The sequence below is a fragment of the Streptomyces sp. NPDC045022 genome (assembly GCF_056432605.1).
The window spans coordinates 56,111-73,953 of the sequence record NZ_JBWKIR010000015.1 but is presented as its reverse complement, the minus strand read 5'-3'; the positions used below and the strand labels follow the sequence as shown (position 1 = coordinate 73,953).

The window sequence follows — 17,843 nt, the reverse complement described above, 5'->3', positions numbered from 1 at the left end:
GTACGACGATCCGCCGCGACCGGCGCCGGGCCCTGGGTGCGGGTGCCGGGCGTGCCGCGCGGTGCCGGATGGCAGCTCGCGCTGGGCATCGCCGTCTTCGCCCCCGGCATCACCGCCACGTCGTTCGTGCTGTCGCTCGGCCCCTCGTTGCTGTCAGGGCTGCTGGGCACCGGCAGCCGGATCGTCTCGGGGGCGCTGGCGTTCGCGATGTTCCTCAGCGCGACGGGCGTGCAGTTCGCGGTACGACGACTGCGCCGGCGCACGGTCCTGGTCGCCGGTGCGGCCGCCACCGCGCTCGGCATGCTCGCGCTCGTCACCGCCGTACACACCGGCTCGGTCCCGGCTCTGGCCGGTGCCGCGCTGCTGGCCGGGGCGGGCCAGGGCATGGGTCAGCTGGGTGGCCTGTCCCTCCTGAACTCGACCGTGCCGGGGGCCCGCCTCGCCGAGGCCAACGCGGCCCTCAACGTCGGCGGCTATCTCCCCGCCGGCCTCCTCCCGGTCTCCGCCGGCTACCTCAGCGACGCCGTCGGCCTGACCACGGGCACGACGGCGTTCGGCGCGGCGTTGGCGGCTCTGGCTGTCGCCGGGGGCGGGCTGGCCCTGGTGGCCGGGCGGGGGCGGATACCGGAGGAGACGGCAGGCTGAGGCACGGCACCCGGTCAGCGACGGGCACGACCGACAGGGGCACCCTGCGCGTGGGCGCGTGGGGTACCGCCCGACGCGCCGCACCGCACCGCCGCCACCGAACACCGACCCGCACCCCCACGACCGGCGCGACCCGCGCGACCCGCACCCCCCACGACCGGCGCGACCCGACACAACACACCCGAGACAACGCACCCGCCGCAACACCCCCGCCACCGATCAGCGACCGGAACCTCGACGGCGCCCCCTCAAGCCGACCGCTTGCGGGATGCCGTCTTCTTCGCTGCCGTCTTCTCCGCCGCAGCCTTCTCCGCCGCCGTCTTCCCCGCCGCCGTCCTCTTCGTGGGCACCGCACTCTTCGCGGTCGACTTCGCGGGCGTCGTACTCTTCGCGGTCGACTTGGCCGTCGTCTTCGCCGTCGCCGTCTTCTTGGTTCCCCCGGCCGTCCTGGACGTCGACTTCCTCGCCGTCGCCGTCTTCTTGGCGGCGGCCGCCTTCGTGGACTTCTTGCCCCCCGTCTCCTTGGGCTCGGCCCGCCCCCTCGGCAGAGACCTGACGTCGGCGTCGCCACCGGCGGGCTCCGCGCCTCGCGACTCCCGGGCCGCCCGCACGCTGTTCTCCAGCGCCGCCATCAGGTCCAGCACCTTGCCCCCGGACGCCGGCGCGGGCGCCTGCGGTGGCGCCTCGCCGGCGGCCTTTGCCGCGATGACCTCCTCCAGCGCCTCCCGGTACTCGTCGTGCAGGTCCTCCAGGTCGACCTCGCCGAGCGTGTCCATCAGGGCGTCCGCGAGGTCGAGTTCCTTGTCGCGGATGGTGACGTCGGCGTCCGGGGCCACGCCTTCGGGGGCGCGTACCTCGTCCGGCCAGAGCAGGCCGTGCATGGCGATGGCCTCACCGACCACCCGCAGCATGCCGAGGCGCTCCCGGCCGCGCAGCGCGAACTTGGCGATGGCGACCTTTTTGCTGCGTTTGAGGGCTTCGCGCAGCAGGGTGTACGGCTTGGCGGCGGGGGCCCCGCCGGCCGCGAGATAGTAGGCCGATCCCATCTGGAGCGGGTCGATCCGCTCGGCCGGTACGAAGGCGACGATCTCGATCGTGCGGGCGGTGGGGATGGGCAGGCGGGAGAGGTCCTCGTCGCTGATCGGGATGATCGTGCCGTCCGCGTCCTCGTATCCCTTGCCGATCTCGGACTGGCTGACCTCGCGGTCCTCCAGTTCGCACACCTTGCGGTAGCGGATGCGGCCGTTGTCCTCGGAGTGGATCTGGCGGAAGGCGATCGCGTGGCTCTCTGTCGCGTTCACCAGCTTGATCGGGATGCTGACGAGACCGAAGGAGATGGCGCCGTTCCAGATCGATCGCACGTGCCGCACCCTTCCTTTCCCGTTTTTTCGGCTTTGTCTGGGATTGTCATCCTATGACGCCTATCACGGAGGTGGAGGGGCGGCGGGTCGCGCTCAGCAACCTGGAGAAGGTGCTCTATCCGGACACCGGCTTCACCAAGGGAGAGCTGCTGCACTACTACGCGACCACGGCCGACGCCCTGCTGCCGCATCTGCGCGACCGCGCGGTGTCCTTCCTGCGCTATCCGGACGGCCCGGAGGGGCAGCTGTTCTTCACCAAGAACGTGCCGCCGGGTACGCCCGACTGGGTCACCACCGCGGAGGTTCCGCGGTCGTCCACGGAGGGGCCGGCCCGGATGGTGGTGGTGCAGGACCTGCCGAGTCTGGTCTGGGCGGCGAACCTGGTCACCGAGTTCCACACCCACCAGTGGCTGGTGCAGAGCCCGGACGAGGCCGACCGGCTGGTCTTCGACCTCGACCCGGGCGCGCCGGCGACCATCGTCCACTGCTGCGAGGTCGCCCTGTGGCTGCGGGAGCGGCTGGCGGCGGACGGGATCGAGGCACACCCGAAGACGGCCGGGTCGAAGGGGCTGCATCTGCTGGCGGCGGTGCGCGGGAGTTCGTCGGAGCGCACGTCCGAGTACGCGAAGGCGCTGGCGGTGGAGGCGGAGCGGGCGATGCCCCGGCTGGTGGTGCACCGGATGACGAAGAGCCTCAGGCCGGGGAAGGTCTTCGTCGACTGGAGCCAGAACGCGGCCCGCAAGACGACGGCCATGCCCTATACCCTGCGCGCCCGCCGGGCTCCCCTGGTGTCCACGCCGGTGACCTGGGAGGAGGTCGAGGACTGCCGCAGCCCCGGCCGGCTGGAGTTCCAGGCTGGCGACATCGCCCCGCGGCTGCAGGATCTCGGCGATCTGATGGCGCCCCTGCTGGACCCCGGCACGGCGGTGCCCCTGCCCTGACCCAGGCCCTGCCATTTGCCCTGGCCCAGGCCCTGCCGTTCGGATCAGCCCGGCTGTGAAGCCCGGCTGTGAAGCCCGGCTGTGAAGCGACGCGCCCTCCGCCGCCTCGCAGCTGCGCGCACCGGGCCCCGCTCGGGTCGGCCGCAAGGCGCGGCGCCTTGCGGCCGGCCCGAGCCGAACGACAGGATCTACACCCTCCCCCAGGTGTTCCGGTCCCGTGCCATCGCGTGCAGCGCCTCGACGTCCGCCGGTTTCAGCACCCCGCCGAGGAGGGCCAGCTCGCCCAGCTCCGGGTCCTGCAGGATCCGTATCCCCCGGGGCTCGGCGGTCACGGTCAGCTGGGCCGGCCCCGCCAGGGCCAGCACCGGGTGGACCTCGGCGGTCAGGGCGTAGGAGGCGCGGTCGGCGTCGGCGCGCAGGCGGCGCAGCACCGGCTCGGCCTCCCGGCGGCCCAGGGTGACCATCGGGCCGGCGACCAGCACCCGGGTCCGGCGGGCGTACAGGGCGTGGACGGCGAACAGGCCGCCGGGGCCGATCAGCAGGTGGTGGATGCGGTCGCCGCCGGGGAGCGGCACCGAGTGCAGGGTGTGCCAGCCGGCGCCCTCCAGCCGGTCCAGGGCCTCGCCGACGGTCTGCTCGGCGGTCAGGGCGCGCCGGCGCGGGTCGGGGCGCAGCCGGTGGGCCGGCCCGGGGTCGCGGTCGAGGGCGACGAGCAGGGCCTCGCCGGGGCGGTTGGGCGCCAGGTCGTCGTCCGGGTGCAGGGTCAGCCGGGCGAGTTCCGCCGGGGTCGGGACCGGGGGCGGGCCCACGGTCACCGGACCGGTCAGGAACGGTTTCAGGGCCGCGAGTACGTCGTCCCGGCTGTCCTCGCCGAGCAGGTTGACCCGGCCCGTCTCACGGTCGTACCAGGCGACATTGTTTCCGTCCGGGCGGCAGACGTACAGCCGCTCCCGGCCGTGCCGAAAGGCCGGCACCACGCGCAATCCGCTCATGCGCCATCACCCCTCGACCATGGGAACAGGCGGGGTGCTCCCGGGGCAAGACCGGTTACCTTGGATGACGGCCCGGTGAGGGGGACTTGGGGAGGCGCCCGTGCGGACCCGCGGAAAGCAGCCCGACGTACCGGTTCCGGAGCGCCCGTGGAGCGAGATCGTGCCCGGTCTGTGGATGGGCGGGCACGAGTTCCGGGGCCGTTCGGGGCGGCCGGAGTCCGCCGTCGTGCGAGACGAGTTCGATGTGGTGCAGTCGCTGCTGCGGCTGCCGGGGTACGGGCCCGATCCGGGTGTGGAGCACCATGTGTGGCCGATTCCCGACGGTCCGTTGGACGGGACGCAGCTGGCCGGGGTGATGCGGCTGGCCCGCGCGGTGAACGAGACGCCGGCCGCGGGCCGCCGGGTGCTCGTGCGCTGCTGCCACGGCTACAACCGCTCGGGCCTGGTCATCGGGCACGCCCTGGTCCAGCGCGGGCACTCGCCCGACGAGGCGATCCGGCTGATCCGGGCCCGGCGCTCACCGTGGGCGCTGCACAACCAGCTGTTCGTGGAGTACCTGCGGGCGGGCCTGTCCACCGTGCGGCTGCTGGAGGAGCTGGCCGAGTAGCCTCTCCTCCGGCCCCGCCACCCGATGCGCAAAAGGGACTTACCTTCAGAATCTGGGAAGATTTTCGCAGGAATCCCCGGATCAAGGTGTACGGGGCCCGCCAACCTCGACATCCCAGGAGCACCGTGCCAGCCCGTCGTCCCGAGCGCACCGCACTCGCCGTGGCCGTCGTCGCCCTGCTGTCGGCTACGGCGGCGGCCTGCGGGGACACCGGCGGACTGCGGGGCGCCGGGGCCACCCCGACCGCCGTCAGCCCCGCCAGGCTGTGGCCGGACCTCAGGCCCGCGTCCAGCCCGGCCTATCCGTACGACGTGGCGACCAGGGCGACCGTCAGGGCGGTCACGGTCCCCGGTGACGACATCCGGAAGGTCGACCCGGTGGACGTCGTCGAGGCGGAGATGGCGGCGCATCCCGCCGACTACGGCTCCAAGGGCGCGTACCACGCGACGGTGGACCGGATGAAGGAGTGCCGCACGGGCGGGGAGGCGGCACGCTGCCCGCTGCTGAAGCCGTACCACCGGGATCTCACAGGGGACGGCCGGGACGATCTGACGCTCGGCTTCCGGCTGTACCCGACGAACCAGACGGCGGTACGGGTCTACACCGTCGAGGGGCACAAGCTGGTGCAGGTGCTGGCCGACAACGACGCGATCATCGGGGTGGAGCTGGCCGGCCGAACGCTGATCGAGCGCTCCCCTGCCGACATCTCCGGCTACGAGTACCGCACCACCTGGGTGTGGGACCCGGAGCAGCGCGCGATGACGTTCTCCAGCGACGAGTACCTGCACACCGGTGACGGCCGGCACGGCAAGAAGCCGTCCCCGCCCCCGTCGGCGGGTCCCTCGGGGAGCGCGCGATGAGGCTCGCGCTGCCTCAGTGGGCCGGAACGCTCGCCGTGAAGGCGGCCGCGTTCATCACGGTGATGTGCTGTGCGCTGGCGGCGCTGCTCGGTGTCCTGGTGCACGTCTCGGTGACCAACCGGACCGTCGGCCAGGCCCGCGGTCTCGCGCTGTCCCGGCTCGCGGACGCCACCGAGGCGTACGAGGCCGGGGACCGGCTGCTGCCGGGTGCCGGGGTGGACCCTGGGGGGCTGCCCGCGCCGCTGCGGGCCCTGGCGGTGCGCGGCAGGCGCGGCACGATGGTCTCGACGCACCTGGGGCGCCCGATCATGTGGGCGGCGGGTCCGGTGGCCGGGCACCGCGCGCTCGCCGTGGAGGTCGACTACGCGCAGCAGTCCCGCACCATCGCCGGGCTCGACCAGGCGATCCTGTGGTCCTCCGGGCTCGCGATCGGCGCGACCGTGCTGGTCGGCGTGTTCGCGGTGACCCGGGTGACCCGGCGGCTGCACGGCACCGCGCGCGTGGCCCGGCGGATCAGCGCCGGCGATCTGGACGCCCGGGTGAACGATCCCCGTACGAAGGACCCGACCCGCCCGCAGGACGAGGTGGCGGCGGTGGCGGCGGCCCTGGACACCATGGCGTCGTCCCTGCAGAGCAAGCTGCTGAGCGAGCAGCGGTTCACCGCGGATGTGGCGCACGAGCTGCGCACCCCGCTGACCGGTCTGCACGCGGCGGCCGAGCTGCTCCCGCCGGGCCGGCCGACGGAGCTGGTGCGGGACCGGGTGGCGGCGCTGCGCACGCTCACCGAGGACCTGCTGGAGATCTCCCGGCTGGACACCGGCCGGGAGAAGCTGGAGGTGGACACCGAGGAACTGGGTGCGCTGGCCGGACGGGTGGTCCGGGCATCCGGCACGGACACCGAGGTGGGGATCGTGCGGGACGCGCGGGTGGAGACCGACCGGCGGCGGCTGGAGCGCGTGCTGGGCAATCTGGTGGCCAACGCGCACAAGCACGGTGCCCCTCCGGTGATCCTGACGGTGGACGGGCCTGTGGTGACCGTGCGGGATCACGGGGGCGGGTTTCCGGAGTACCTGGTGGTTCACGGGCCGCAGCGGTTCCGTACGGAGGGTGGGGCCAAGGGCCACGGACTGGGGCTGACCATCGCGTTGGGGCAGGCGGAGGTGCTGGGGGCGCGGCTGTCCTTCGGGAACGCAGCGGACGGGGGCGCGGTCGCGACATTGACGTTGCCGCAGCCGGCCCCGGCCCCGGCCCCGTCGACGTCGCCGCACACAGCCCCGTACCCCTAAGGGACCACTGCGGCGGGCGCCGGAAAGCGGCCACTCCTAATGTGGCGCTTAGTCAGGCTCGTCCGCTTTCCGGAGGTACCCCATGTCCCTGCGCTCCTCCCTCACCCGCGGTCTCGCCATAGCCGCGGCCACCGGGGCTCTGGTCATCGGCGTCGCGGTCGTCCCCGCCGCGGCCGACAACGGCGGGGGCAACGACGGCGGGGGCAATGACGATCCGGGCGTCTCCCAGCAGGACAACGGCGGTCAGGGCAATGTCCTCGCCGACACCGGCAACGGCACCGACACCGACAACGTCGCCGGCACCGGCAACCTCGCCAACCCTGACGGAGCGGGCCGCTATCGAGGGGTCGTCACCGCGCGAGGAGGCTTGTGGCTGCGTGACCGTCCGGACCGGGGCGGCCGGCGCGTCCGGTTCGTCCGGCAGGGCCAGGTCGTCTCGATCTTCTGCCGGACCAGGGGCGACTCCGTGGGCGGCAACCCGCTCTGGTACCTGCTCACGGACGGCACCTGGGCCTGGGGTCCGGCTCGCTACATCAACACGGTCGGGCCCACGCCACGCTGGTGCTAGCGGCCGCGACACACGAGACCCCCTATTTGGGTAGGTTCCGGGCATGATGAACGCCGGAACCACCGTGGCGGCGGCCCACGCTCCCGCACCCGCCGTACGCCTCCCCCGGCGCCGAGGCCTCGAACTCGCCCTGATCGTGCTGGCCGTCCTGCTGTCCGTGTACGGCTACTGCGCGGTGGGGCTGGCGCGAACCGGAAACGTCCCGCCCGGTGCCGTCGGTTACGGCGCCGGGCTCGGCGTGCTCGCGCTGTTCGCGCACATCGCCGTCCGCATCCGGGCACCGTACGCCGACCCGCTGCCGCTGCCGATCGGCGTGCTGCTCAACGGGCTCGGGCTGGTGCTGATCTACCGGCTGGACCTGGAGACCCCGGGCGACCGGGCGGCCCCCACCCAACTGGTGTGGTCCACGCTGGGGGTGGGGCTGTTCATCGCCGTCGTCCTGATGCTGCGCGACCACCGGCTGCTCCAGCGCTACTCCTATGTGTGCGTGGTCGCGGCCCTGGCGCTGCTGCTGCTGCCGATTCTCTTCCCGGCGGTCAACGGCGCCCGCATCTGGATCCGGATCGCCGGGTTCTCCATCCAGCCGGGCGAGTTCGCGAAGGTGCTGCTCGCGGTGTTCTTCGCCGCCTATCTGGCCGACAACCGCAACGCCCTCACGTACACGGGCCGCCGGGTGTGGTGGATGCAGTTCCCGACCGGGCGGGTGCTCGGCCCGATCGTGACGATCTGGCTGCTGAGCGTCGGCGTGCTGGTCCTGGAGCGCGACCTCGGCACCTCGCTGCTGTTCTTCGGCCTCTTCGTGGTGCTGCTCTACGTCGCCACCGGCCGCACCGGCTGGATCGCGGTCGGGCTGCTGCTGGCCGTGCTCGGTGCCGTCGCCGTCGGCCGTCTCGAGCCGCACGTGGGCGGCCGGATCCAGGACTGGCTGCACCCCTTCGCCACCATCGAGGCCGGGGAGGGCCCCAACCAGCTCTCCCAGTCCCTGTTCGCCTTCGCGGCGGGCGGGTTCCTCGGCACAGGGCTGGGGCTCGGGCACTCCATCCTCATCGGCTTCGCCACCAAGTCGGACTTCATTCTGGCCACCGCGGGCGAGGAGCTGGGCCTGGCGGGGCTCGCGGCGATCATCCTGCTGTACGCCCTGCTCGTGGAGCGCGGCTACCGGGCGGGTCTCGCCCTGCGCGAGCCGTTCGGCCGGCTCCTGGCGGTCGGGCTGGCCTCGATCGTGGCGTTGCAGGTGTTCGTGATCGCGGGCGGGGTCACCGGGCTGATCCCGCTGACCGGCATGGCGATGCCGTTCCTCGCCCAGGGCGGCTCCTCCGTGGTCACCAACTGGGCGATCGTGGCGCTGCTGATCCGGGTGAGCGACTCGGCACGCAGCCAGTACAACGGGCAGGAGGCTCCGTGACCGAGTACAGCGGCGGCCGGCCGATGGCCCGGTACATCCGGCACGCCTGCGCGTTCTGCACCCTGCTGCTGGCGGCCCTGCTGGCCAACGCCGCCCGGGTGCAGATCGTGCAGTCCCGCCTCTACGACGACAACCCGGCCAACCGCCGGGCCACGATCGCGCGTTATCAGCAGCCGCGCGGCGACATCCTGGTCGGCGGCGAGCCGGTCACCGGGTCCGTGGACACCGGCGAGCAGCTGCGCTACGAACGCACCTACCGGGACGGCCCGTTGTACGCCCCGGTCACCGGCTTCGCCTCGCAGACGTACGGCACCGCCTTCCTGGAGCACGCCCAGGACGGGGTGCTCTCCGGCACCGACCCGATGCTGTCGCCGCTCCCTTTGTGGAACGACGTGACACGCAAGCGGACTCCGGGCGGAAACGTCGTCACGACCCTGAACCGGAAGGCGCAGGAGGCGGCGTACCGGGGGCTTGCCGGGCGCAAGGGCGCGGTGGCCGCGATCGAGCCGGCCACCGGCCGCGTCCTGGCGCTGGTGACCAGCCCGTCCTACGACCCCTCGGCGCTGTCCGGCAACGGCGAAGCGGTGGCCTCGGCGTGGGCGCGGCTCATTCACGACCCGGAGAAACCGATGCTCAACCGGGCGGTGCGGCAGACGTATCCGCCGGGGTCGACGTTCAAGGTGGTGACCGCGGCGGCGGCGCTGGACGCGGGTGTGGTCGCCGATCCGGACGCGCCGACGGACTCCCCCGACCCGTACCGGCTGCCGGGCACCAAGACCCGGCTGACCAACGAGGCCGACGGCTGCCGGGACGCCTCGCTGCGGACCGCCTTCGAGTGGTCCTGCAACACGGTCTTCGCCAAGCTGGGCGTGGACGTGGGGGTGCGGGACATGGCGGCCATGGCAGGGGCGTTCGGGTTCAACGACACCGGGGTGCGGATCCCGTTCTCCGTCGCGCCCAGCACCTTCGACCGGAACGTGGACAAGGCGCAGCTGGCACTGTCCTCGATCGGGCAGTACAACACGCGGGCCACGCCGTTGCAGATGGCGATGGTCGCGGCGGCCGTCGCGGGCGACGGCCGGCTGCGGTCGCCGTATCTGGTGGAGCGGACCACCCGGCGGGGCGGCGAGACGGTCGCCGGGGCCGGGGCGCATCCGGCCCGGCAGGTGATGCGGCCGTCCACGGCCGCCCGGCTGAAGGAGCTGATGACCGATGTGGTCGAGGAGGGCACCGGCACCCGGGCGGCCATTCCCGGCGCCACGGTCGGCGGCAAGACCGGCACCGCCCAGCACGGGGTCGGCAACTCCGGTGTGCCGTACGCCTGGTTCGTCTCCTGGGCACAGGCCGATGCCGCCATGGAGCCGGGGGTGGCGGTCGCGGTGGTGGTCGAGGACGCCTCGGCGAACCGGGGTGAGATCAGCGGCGGCGGGGACGCGGCGCCGATCGCGCACGACGTGATGCGGGCGGTTCTCGGTCTGTGAGACGGGGGGTACCGGCAACCGCCGGGGCCGACCTACGGTTCGGTCGTACGGAGGCGGCCGCGTCACGAACTCGCCCAGATCGACATCGCCCGTCTCAAGTACCCTCTGGACTCATCCCAGTTGAAGGACTTCGTCGACGGCCTCGCCCCCGTGAACGCGGCGGCGGACGCCTCGGACGGCTTCGTCCGGCGTCTGCAGAGCGACTCCGGCAATGCCACCGGCATCCCCGTCCTCGGTGACGAGTGGCTGATCGTCAACATGACGGTGTGGCGGGACCTCGCCGCGCTCACGGCATTCATGTACCAGGGCCTGCACCGGGAGTTGCTGTCCCGGCGCAGGTGAGGGTCCCCCCCCACGCCCTCAGGGCAGTGGGGGAGGTTCGAGCACCTGACGGAGGCCGTGACCGCCCTGTGGTGGGTGCCGGCCGGTCACCGCCCGACCGTGGCCGCGGCGGAGGACCGGCTGCTGCACCCCCGGGCGCACGGCGCGACGCCGTACGCCTTCACGCTGCGGACTACTTCGCGCCGCGGGAGGCCGGGGCGGCCGTGGAGACGCCGGCGGTCAGCCGATCGGCTTGACCGCCTCGGAGCGGATCTTGAGAGTCTGTCGCGCGAGCGCCTCCAGGTCCACCTCGGACGGGTCCTGCGACACACCCTCCGTGGTCACCTCGGCGACCGTCGCGCCCGTGTTGCCGTCGGCCCAGGCACACATGGGCAAGGTGATCTTCGTGCCGAGCTGGTTCTGGGTCAGCACCTCGCAGCTGACGGTGACGTCCAGGTCGAAGTCCTTCACCGGTACGGCCACCTCGGCGCTGCCGCTCTGGGCGGCGCCCTTCATCATGTTCCGGCGGGCCGCGTCCGCGTTCTTGAACCGGCCGTACATGCCGGACACCACCAGCGTGCCCTTGGCCTGGTCACCGCCCAGGGTGTAGCTGCCGACGACACCGTGGGTGTCCTTGGCGTCCCAGGCGCCGTCCGCCTCGCTCTCGATCTTCTTGCCCTCGGAGCCGGAGAGGTCCTGGCCGAGTTCGTACTTCCCGTCGACCAGCGTCTGGGGCAGGGTGAGCTTGTTCTTCGCCTCGGGGAAGCCGCTCTCGGCCAGCGTCCCGATCAGGATGAGCACCGCGACACCCGCCGCGATCACACCGCCCACGATGCCGAGCACCAGGCCGACCCGGCGCTTCTTCGGAGGCGGGGCCATGGGCGGCGCGCCCCACGCGGGGTACGGCTGCTGCGGGTGGGGCGCTTGCGGAGGGTACGGCTGCTGCTGGGGGTACGGGGAGCCGTACGCCCCCGGGGCGGCCTGCGGGGGCTGCTGGCCGTACGGGGGCTGCGGCTGGTTCGGATACTGCGGCTGCTGTGGCGGCGGAGGCATGGACACGCCAGCACGCTACTGCACCCGGGTGAACGCACCGGCATCGCACCCCGTTCCGGTCGGCCCGTCCCGGCACCGCGCCCCGGTCAGGCCCCGGTCAGGCCTCCTCCGCCGCCGAGTCGATCGTCTCCCGCACCTCGGCCACCCGTTCCCGCTCCTCCGTGGCGAAGCGTTCGGCGTCCAACCGCTCGGCCAGTTCCTCGTCCTGAGCCATCAACAGGTCCAGGTTTGCGTCCCCCAGCTCGAACACGCCCAGGTCGACGTAGGCCTGCTGCAGCCGCTCGCCCCACAGGCCGATGTCCTTCACGCACGGCACGATGCGGCTGAAGAGCAGCTTGCGGAACAGCTGGAGGAACTCCGAGCGCTCACTCAGCGCCTCCGCCTCGGCCTTGGGGATGCCGAAGTTCTCCAGCACCTCCACCCCCCGCAGCCGGTCCCGCATCAGATAGCAGCCCTCGATGACGAACTCCTCGCGCTCGCGCAGTTCGGCGTCGGTGAGCTGCTTGTAGTAGTCCCTGAGCGCCATCCGCCCGAAGGCCACGTGCCGGGCCTCGTCCTGCATGACGTACGTCAGGATCTGCCGGGGCAGCGGCTTGTTCGTGGTGTCGCGGATCATGCCGAAGGCGGCCAGCGCCAGTCCCTCGATCAGCACCTGCATGCCCAGATAGGGCATGTCCCAGCGGCTGTCGCGCAGGGTGTCGTCCAGCAGCGACCGGAGGTTGTCGTTGATCGGGTAGACCAGCCCGATCTTCTCGTGCAGGAACCGGCCGTAGATCTCGGCGTGCCGGGCCTCGTCCATCGTCTGGGTCGCGGAGTAGAACTTGGCGTCCAGGTCGGGCACCGACTCCACGATCCGGGCCGCGCAGATCATCGCGCCCTGCTCGCCGTGCAGGAACTGGCTGAACTGCCACGAGGCGTAGTGCCGGCGCAGCTCGCCCTTGTCCTTGTCGGTGAGCTTGTCCCAGTACCTGGTGCCGTACAGGGACATCGCCTCCTCGGGCGTGCCGAGCGCGTCGTACGGGTCGACCTCCAGGTCCCAGTCGATGCGCTTGTTCCCGTCCCACTGTTTGTCCTTGCCCTTCTGGTACAGGGCGAGCAGACGGTCGCGGCCGTCGTCGTACTCCCAGCTGAAGCGGGCCGCGCCGCTCGCGGGCACCTGCCAGGGGGAGTCTCCGGGATCGTTGGCGTACAGGTCGTGGGTCGGCATACCTCGCAGGCTCACACGTGGACGTGGGCTCAACAAGTCATGCGCAGGGGATTGACGACCTTGCTGACAGGCAGTCTCATAAGAGGCAGGACGACTACCCCCGGGTAACGAGGTGAGGGAGCCATGACGACCCTGACGGAAGCGGACGCGCTGGACGGTCTGCGCGACGCGCTCGGCCTGCTCAAGGACCGGGAGCAGGTGGCCGAACGGCTGCTGGTCTCCTCCGCCAAGCACTCCTTCGACCCGGACAAGGAGCTGGACTGGGAGGCGCCCTTCGAGGAGGGCAAGTGGTTCTGGCCGCCGGAGCTGGTGTCGCTGTACGGCACCCCGATGTGGAACCGGATGAGCGAGGAACAGCGCATCCTGCTCTCCCGGCACGAGGCGGCGGCCCTCGCCTCGCTCGGGATCTGGTTCGAGCTCATCCTGATGCAGCTGCTGGTGCGGCACATCTACGACAAGGCGGCAACGAGCGCCCACGTGCGGTACGCGCTCACCGAGATCGAGGACGAGTGCCGGCACTCGAAGATGTTCGCTCGGCTGATCTCGCGCGGCGGCACGCCCTGGTACCCGGTCAGCCGCGTCCACCAGAACCTCGGCCGCCTGTTCAAGACCATCTCCACCACCCCCGGCTCCTTCACCGCCACGCTGCTCGGCGAGGAGGTGCTGGACTGGATGCAGCGGCTGACCTTCCCGGACGAGCGGGTGCAGCCCCTCATCCGGGGCGTCACGCGCATCCACGTGGTCGAGGAGGCGCGCCATGTCCGGTACGCCCGCGAGGAGCTGCGGCGCCAGATGGTGACCGCCCCCAAGTGGTCCCAGGAGTTCACCCGGGTCACCTCCGGCGAGTTCGCGCGGGTGTTCTCGGTCGCCTTCGTGAACCCCGACGTGTACACGAACGTCGGCCTCGACAAGCGGGAGGCCATGGCGCAGGTGAAGGCCAGTGCGCACCGGCGGGAGATCATGCAGACCGGCGCGAAGCGGCTGACGGACTTCCTGGACGACATCGGGGTGCTGCGGGGTGTGGGGCGCCGCCTGTGGAGGTCCTCCGGGCTGCTGGCGTAGGCGGAGGAAACGCCCCCCAAAGGGCGCGGGGAACTGCGCGGCCCGGCCACAACGGACCCGCAGACGACGACGGTCCGAGCCGCGCAGCGATTACGCTGACGGCCATGACCCCGGCCGCGACCCCCGCCTATCGTCGGCTGAGTGTCGAGGAGCGACGAAGTCAGCTCCTCGACGCCGCCCTGTCCCTCTTCGCGCACCGCGCCCCCGAGGACGTGTCGCTGGACGACGTGGCGGAGGCGGCCGGCGTCTCGCGCCCGCTGGTGTACCGGTACTTCCCCGGCGGCAAGCAGCAGCTGTACGAGGCCGCGCTGCGCTCCGCCGCCGAGGAACTGCGGCAGTGCTTCGACGAGCCCCGGGAGGGCCCGCTGCTGCCCCGGCTGTCCCACGCCCTCGACCGCTATCTGACCTTCGTGGACGAGCACGACACCGGCTTCAGCGCGCTGCTGCAGGGCGGCAGCGTGGTGGAGACGTCCCGGACGACCGCCATCGTGGACGGGGTGCGCCGGGCCGCCGCCGAGCACATCTTCAGCCACCTCGGCGTCACCGGCCCCGGCCCCCGCCTGCGCATGACCGTCCGGATGTGGATCACGGCCGTGGAGGCGGCCTCGCTGATCTGGCTGGACGAGGACAAGCAGCCCCCGGTGGAGGAGCTGCGCGACTGGCTGGTGGAGCAGTTCGTGGCCGTCCTCACGGTCACCGCCGGCCGGGACCCGCAGACGGCCGCCCTCGTCGGCGCGCTCGCCGAGGAAGGCTGACACTGGAGCCGTGAAGAGCCAGGACACCCCCTTCGAGGGCGGCCCCATGGACGGGCGCGTGCTGCCCGTACTGCTCGGCCCCACCGGGCACCCCCCGAAGACGTACCGCATCCCCGTCCCGGACCCCGACGGCGGCCCGCCCACGGTGCTCGTCTACCACCGCGTGCCCCGAGGACACAGCAGGCGACTGGGGCTGATCCAGGGGTGGAAGTACACCTATGACCCGGACGACACCTCCGGCGGCAGGCTCAGGTGGCCCTGGTCGAAGCCGGACACCCGGCCGTCCGGCAAGCCGGATGACGCGAACGGGTGAAAGCGCTGCGCCGAACCGCGCATGTCTGCCCCGCACCTGGCACCGACATGTCTGATTATCACCTTGCGACCGGAGGCGGAGAGTCCGCTCTCCCCGCATCGGAGGTGATGACGTGTCAGGGAGACTTCTGCGCCTGGCCTGTACGGCAGCGGTGGCGGCCCAGGCCGTCCTCGCACCCGTGCCCGCCGTGGCCGCACCTGCGCCCCAGCGGTCCGTCGCCCAGCTGCTGACGGACCTTCAGCGGCTGTACCGGCAGACCGAACAGGCCACCGAGACCTACAACGCCACCGCGGAGAAGCTCGCGCGGCAGCGCGCCGAGGTGTCCCGCCTCGACGGTGCACTGGCCCGCGCCCGGCTCGCCCTGCGGGGCAGCCGGACCGACGCCGGCCGCCTGGCCCGGCAGCAGTACCAGACCAGCACCGGCCTCGGTCCCTACCTCCGCCTGCTCCTCGCCCGCGACCCGCAGCACGCGCTGGACGAGGGCCATGTCATCGGCGAGCTGACGCGCGAGCGGGCCCGGACGGTGACCCGGCTGACCGCTGCGGAGCGGCGGAAGGACGCCCTGGCCCGGGCGGCCCGCAAGGCGCTCGACACCCAGCTCACCCTCGCCGGCCGGCAGCGGAAGCAGCGCGACGAGGTCCAGGACCGGCTGGGCGACGTCGAACGCCTGCTGGCCTCCCTCACACCCGCCCAGCTCGCCGCGGTGGCCCGCCTGGAACAGCAGGGAGTCACCGAGGCCCAGCGGGAACTCACCACCGCGGGCGCCCTCCCCACCGACCGCCCCGCCTCCACCGAGGGCGACCGAGCCGTCCACTACGCCATGGACCAGCTCGGCAAGCCGTACCGGTGGGGCGCTCAGGGACCTTCGGCGTACGACTGCTCGGGCCTGACCTCCGAGGCCTGGGGGCACGCGGGCACACCGATCCCCCGCACCAGCCAGGAACAGTGGAAGCGGCTCGGCAGGGTCCCGCTGAAGGACCTGCGGCCAGGTGACCTCGTCGTCTACTTCCCCGAGGCGACCCACGTGGCGATGTACGTGGGTGACGGCAAGGTCGTACAGGCGCCACGGCCCGGAGAGAGCGTGAAGCTCACACCTCTGGCGTCCGGTCCGGTGCTCGGCGCCGTACGCCCGGACGACACCCCGGGGGCGCGGGGCCCCGAGCGACCGGTCACGACGAAGCGGCAGCCGCCCGACGACCGCTCGTGGTCGCAGCACGGCGGCTGACCGGACCGGGCACGTGGTCAGGCTTTCCGGAGCGACAGCCGGCGGCCGGTCGTCCCGTCGGTCACGGTCCTCGATCCGAGGACGTCGTGCAGGGCCACGCGGACCGGTCCGGATAGGGCATCGGCCGGGCAGACGACGCCAGGGCCCGTACGTGTGGTGACCCGCACGGTCAGGGAGACAGTGGTGGAGGCCTCGGACGCACGGAGCTGCGGACCCTCGTCGCACCCGCCCCATTCCGCCTTGACCGTGAGGACGCGGTCGTCGCGGCTCACGGTGACGGGTCCGGTGATCGGCGCGTTCCTGGTCTCCGTACCGGCGGATCCGGCCGATGTCGAGCAACCGGTCAGGACGAACAGGGTGGCCATGGCCACCGACACGGCGCGATGGTCGAGCGTCTGTTTCTTCATATGACGTCGACGCCAGCAGGGGCGGTTGGGTTCGGTGTTCCCGGCGCGCGTTTCGAACCCAACCACGCCATGCCGGACCCAGACGCCGGCCGGAAGCCCGTCAGGCCCCGGCGACCGAGGCCAGATAGGCCGCCGTCTTCTCCGGCTCGTAGAAGAAGTTCTCGAAGTCGGCCGGGTCGTTGAACGCGTTGGCGAAACGATCAGCCACCGGCTGCAGCTGACCTGCGGCACCGATGAGGTTCAGGATGTGCTCCGGCGGCGGCGCCAGCATGGCGTTCGTCCACTTGGTGACGTGCTGGGCCGTGGCCCAGTACCGGTCGAACGTGGCGCGCATCCACTCCTCGTCGAACGGCTTGTCCCCCCGCTCCAGAATGGACGCGAGATACGCGGCCGCGCACTTGGACGCCGAGTTGGAGCCCTGCCCGGTGATCGGGTCGTTGGCGACGACCACGTCGGCCACGCCGAGGACCAGACCGCCACTGGGCAGACGGCCGATGGGGTTGCGGACGGTCGGCGCGTACCGGCCGGCCAGCGTGCCACCGGCGTCCGTCAGCTCGACCTTCGTGGCCCGCGCGTACTCCCAGGGCGTGAACTTCTCCATGAGTTCCAGGGTCAGGGAGAGGTGCTCCGCCGGGTCCTTGACGCCGTTGAAGACGTCGAGCGGGCCGCCGGGTATGCCCTCCCAGAAGAGGATGTCGGCGCGGCCGGACGTGGTGAACGTCGGCATGATGAACAGCTCACCGACCCCGGGGACCAGGTTGCAGCGGACCGCGTCGAACTCCGGGTGCTCCGGGCGCGGGCCGAGCCCGTGGACGTACGCCACCGCGAGGGCGCGCTGCGGCTCGCTGTACGGGGAGCGCTCCGGGTCGCGGGCGAACATCGACACCAGTTCGCCCTTGCCGGCCGCGACCATGACGAGGTCGTAGGTGCGCGAGAAGTAGTCGAGGTCGCCGACCGCCGCGCCGTGGATGACCAGCTGGCCGCCGCGCTGCGCGAAGGTCTCCATCCAGCCGGCCATCTTCACCCGCTGGTCCACCGACTGCGCGTAGCCGTCCAGCTTGCCCACCCAGTCGATCGCCCGCTGCGTGGGGCCCGGGTCGTGCGAGCCGGGGGCCGCGACCGAGACGCCGAGTCCCTCGATCTTCGGGGCCTGGGACTCCCAGAAGTTCAGCTGGAGATCGCGCTCGTGCCCCAGCGCCGTGTCGAACATGCACTGCGTCGACATGACCCGGCCGGAGCGGATCTCGTCCGCGGTCCGGTTCGACATCAGGGTGACCTCGTAACCGTGCGACTGCAGGCCGAGGGCGAGCTGGAGTCCGGACTGGCCGGCTCCGACGACGAGTATCTTCCGCAT

General features: G+C 72.1%; 17 protein-coding genes and 2 pseudogenes. 13 read left to right on the top strand and 6 right to left on the bottom strand.

Annotated features, from left to right (window positions below; genetic code table 11):
• Positions 1–645, top strand: a pseudogene (locus AC07C1_RS25460) (MFS transporter); the annotation flags it as partial.
• Positions 646–893: 248 nt separating this feature from the next.
• Here the strand turns inward: AC07C1_RS25460 and ku are convergent.
• On the bottom strand, positions 894–2,006 hold the full coding sequence (ku, locus tag AC07C1_RS25455) for a non-homologous end joining protein Ku (protein WP_478942527.1): 1,113 nt from the start codon (positions 2,004–2,006) through the stop codon (positions 894–896).
• A 53-nt stretch (positions 2,007–2,059) separates the two neighbouring features.
• Between ku and ligD the strand changes: the two genes are divergently transcribed.
• Positions 2,060–2,947 (top strand): non-homologous end-joining DNA ligase, encoded by an 888-nt coding sequence (gene ligD, locus AC07C1_RS25450; protein WP_478942525.1) that lies wholly within the window; start codon positions 2,060–2,062, stop codon positions 2,945–2,947.
• 188 nt (positions 2,948–3,135) lie between these two features.
• Here ligD and AC07C1_RS25445 read toward each other — a convergent pair whose 3' ends face one another.
• Positions 3,136–3,939 (bottom strand): nuclease-related domain-containing protein, encoded by an 804-nt coding sequence (locus tag AC07C1_RS25445; RefSeq protein ID WP_478942523.1) that lies wholly within the window; start codon positions 3,937–3,939, stop codon positions 3,136–3,138.
• 100 nt (positions 3,940–4,039) lie between these two features.
• Here AC07C1_RS25445 and AC07C1_RS25440 point away from each other — a divergent pair, with 100 nt between their 5' ends.
• The 7 genes and pseudogenes from AC07C1_RS25440 to AC07C1_RS25410 all read left to right on the top strand — a co-directional run.
• Positions 4,040–4,546, top strand: coding sequence for a protein-tyrosine phosphatase family protein (locus tag AC07C1_RS25440; protein ID WP_478942521.1), 507 nt, complete (start codon positions 4,040–4,042; stop codon positions 4,544–4,546).
• 125 nt (positions 4,547–4,671) lie between these two features.
• Positions 4,672–5,406 carry a hypothetical protein gene (locus tag AC07C1_RS25435; RefSeq protein WP_478942519.1) on the top strand — a complete coding sequence of 245 codons (735 nt, stop codon included), beginning with the start codon at positions 4,672–4,674 and terminating at the stop codon, positions 5,404–5,406.
• Positions 5,403–6,692, top strand: coding sequence for an ATP-binding protein (locus AC07C1_RS25430; RefSeq protein ID WP_478942517.1), 1,290 nt, complete (start codon positions 5,403–5,405; stop codon positions 6,690–6,692). The genes AC07C1_RS25435 and AC07C1_RS25430 overlap by 4 nt, the downstream gene beginning before the upstream one ends.
• 82 nt (positions 6,693–6,774) lie before the next feature.
• Positions 6,775–7,260, top strand: coding sequence for an SH3 domain-containing protein (locus tag AC07C1_RS25425; protein WP_478942516.1), 486 nt, complete (start codon positions 6,775–6,777; stop codon positions 7,258–7,260).
• 43 nt (positions 7,261–7,303) lie between these two features.
• Entirely contained in the window at positions 7,304–8,665 is a 1,362-nt protein-coding gene (locus AC07C1_RS25420; RefSeq protein WP_478942514.1) for an FtsW/RodA/SpoVE family cell cycle protein, read from the top strand.
• 23 nt (positions 8,666–8,688) lie between these two features.
• The gene (locus tag AC07C1_RS25415) at positions 8,689–10,146 is read left to right on the top strand and encodes a penicillin-binding transpeptidase domain-containing protein (protein WP_478942706.1); all 1,458 of its coding nucleotides are present in this window, start codon (positions 8,689–8,691) and stop codon (positions 10,144–10,146) included.
• A 78-nt stretch (positions 10,147–10,224) separates the two neighbouring features.
• Positions 10,225–10,677: pseudogene (locus tag AC07C1_RS25410) on the top strand (DUF3291 domain-containing protein); the annotation flags it as partial.
• Between the two features lie 30 nt (positions 10,678–10,707).
• Here AC07C1_RS25410 and AC07C1_RS25405 read toward each other — a convergent pair.
• Positions 10,708–11,520 (bottom strand): hypothetical protein, encoded by an 813-nt coding sequence (locus AC07C1_RS25405; RefSeq protein WP_478942704.1) that lies wholly within the window; start codon positions 11,518–11,520, stop codon positions 10,708–10,710.
• A 97-nt stretch (positions 11,521–11,617) separates the two neighbouring features.
• On the bottom strand, positions 11,618–12,727 hold the full coding sequence (locus AC07C1_RS25400) for a ferritin-like domain-containing protein (protein ID WP_478942512.1): 1,110 nt from the start codon (positions 12,725–12,727) through the stop codon (positions 11,618–11,620).
• 123 nt (positions 12,728–12,850) lie between these two features.
• Here AC07C1_RS25400 and AC07C1_RS25395 point away from each other — a divergent pair, with 123 nt between their 5' ends.
• The 4 genes from AC07C1_RS25395 (at position 12,851) to AC07C1_RS25380 (ending at position 16,082) form a co-directional block, all read left to right on the top strand.
• A complete protein-coding gene (locus AC07C1_RS25395; RefSeq protein WP_478942511.1) occupies positions 12,851–13,789 on the top strand; it encodes an AurF N-oxygenase family protein in 939 nt (312 codons plus the stop codon).
• A 104-nt stretch (positions 13,790–13,893) separates the two neighbouring features.
• Positions 13,894–14,544, top strand: coding sequence for a TetR/AcrR family transcriptional regulator (locus AC07C1_RS25390; protein WP_478942509.1), 651 nt, complete (start codon positions 13,894–13,896; stop codon positions 14,542–14,544).
• A 10-nt stretch (positions 14,545–14,554) separates the two neighbouring features.
• A complete protein-coding gene (locus tag AC07C1_RS25385) occupies positions 14,555–14,857 on the top strand; it encodes a hypothetical protein (protein ID WP_478942507.1) in 303 nt (100 codons plus the stop codon).
• Between the two features lie 112 nt (positions 14,858–14,969).
• A complete protein-coding gene (locus AC07C1_RS25380; protein ID WP_478942506.1) occupies positions 14,970–16,082 on the top strand; it encodes a C40 family peptidase in 1,113 nt (370 codons plus the stop codon).
• A gap of 17 nt (positions 16,083–16,099) precedes the next feature.
• On the opposite strand, the gene AC07C1_RS25375 is transcribed toward AC07C1_RS25380, so the two are convergent.
• Together AC07C1_RS25375 and AC07C1_RS25370 are read right to left on the bottom strand one after the other, a co-directional pair.
• Complete coding sequence (locus tag AC07C1_RS25375; RefSeq protein WP_478942504.1) at positions 16,100–16,489, bottom strand: hypothetical protein; 390 nt, start codon at positions 16,487–16,489, stop codon at positions 16,100–16,102.
• Positions 16,490–16,589: 100 nt separating this feature from the next.
• Positions 16,590–17,843 carry a styrene monooxygenase/indole monooxygenase family protein gene (locus AC07C1_RS25370; RefSeq protein ID WP_478942502.1) on the bottom strand — a complete coding sequence of 418 codons (1,254 nt, stop codon included), beginning with the start codon at positions 17,841–17,843 and terminating at the stop codon, positions 16,590–16,592.

Bases quoted from the DNA above. Each gene is read 5' to 3' on its own strand.
- AC07C1_RS25400 (WP_478942512.1), bottom strand. From the start codon at position 12,727: ATGCCGACCCACGACCTGTACGCCAACGATCCCGGAGACTCCCCCTGG.
- AC07C1_RS25425 (WP_478942516.1), top strand. From the start codon at position 6,775: ATGTCCCTGCGCTCCTCCCTCACCCGCGGTCTCGCCATAGCCGCGGCC.
- AC07C1_RS25415 (WP_478942706.1), top strand. From the start codon at position 8,689: ATGGCCCGGTACATCCGGCACGCCTGCGCGTTCTGCACCCTGCTGCTG.
- AC07C1_RS25375 (WP_478942504.1), bottom strand. From the start codon at position 16,489: ATGAAGAAACAGACGCTCGACCATCGCGCCGTGTCGGTGGCCATGGCC.
- AC07C1_RS25430 (WP_478942517.1), top strand. From the start codon at position 5,403: ATGAGGCTCGCGCTGCCTCAGTGGGCCGGAACGCTCGCCGTGAAGGCG.
- AC07C1_RS25405 (WP_478942704.1), bottom strand. From the start codon at position 11,520: ATGCCTCCGCCGCCACAGCAGCCGCAGTATCCGAACCAGCCGCAGCCC.
- AC07C1_RS25445 (WP_478942523.1), bottom strand. From the start codon at position 3,939: ATGAGCGGATTGCGCGTGGTGCCGGCCTTTCGGCACGGCCGGGAGCGG.
- AC07C1_RS25390 (WP_478942509.1), top strand. From the start codon at position 13,894: ATGACCCCGGCCGCGACCCCCGCCTATCGTCGGCTGAGTGTCGAGGAG.
- AC07C1_RS25395 (WP_478942511.1), top strand. From the start codon at position 12,851: ATGACGACCCTGACGGAAGCGGACGCGCTGGACGGTCTGCGCGACGCG.
- AC07C1_RS25420 (WP_478942514.1), top strand. From the start codon at position 7,304: ATGATGAACGCCGGAACCACCGTGGCGGCGGCCCACGCTCCCGCACCC.
- AC07C1_RS25370 (WP_478942502.1), bottom strand. From the start codon at position 17,843: ATGCGGAAGATACTCGTCGTCGGAGCCGGCCAGTCCGGACTCCAGCTC.
- ligD (WP_478942525.1), top strand. From the start codon at position 2,060: ATGACGCCTATCACGGAGGTGGAGGGGCGGCGGGTCGCGCTCAGCAAC.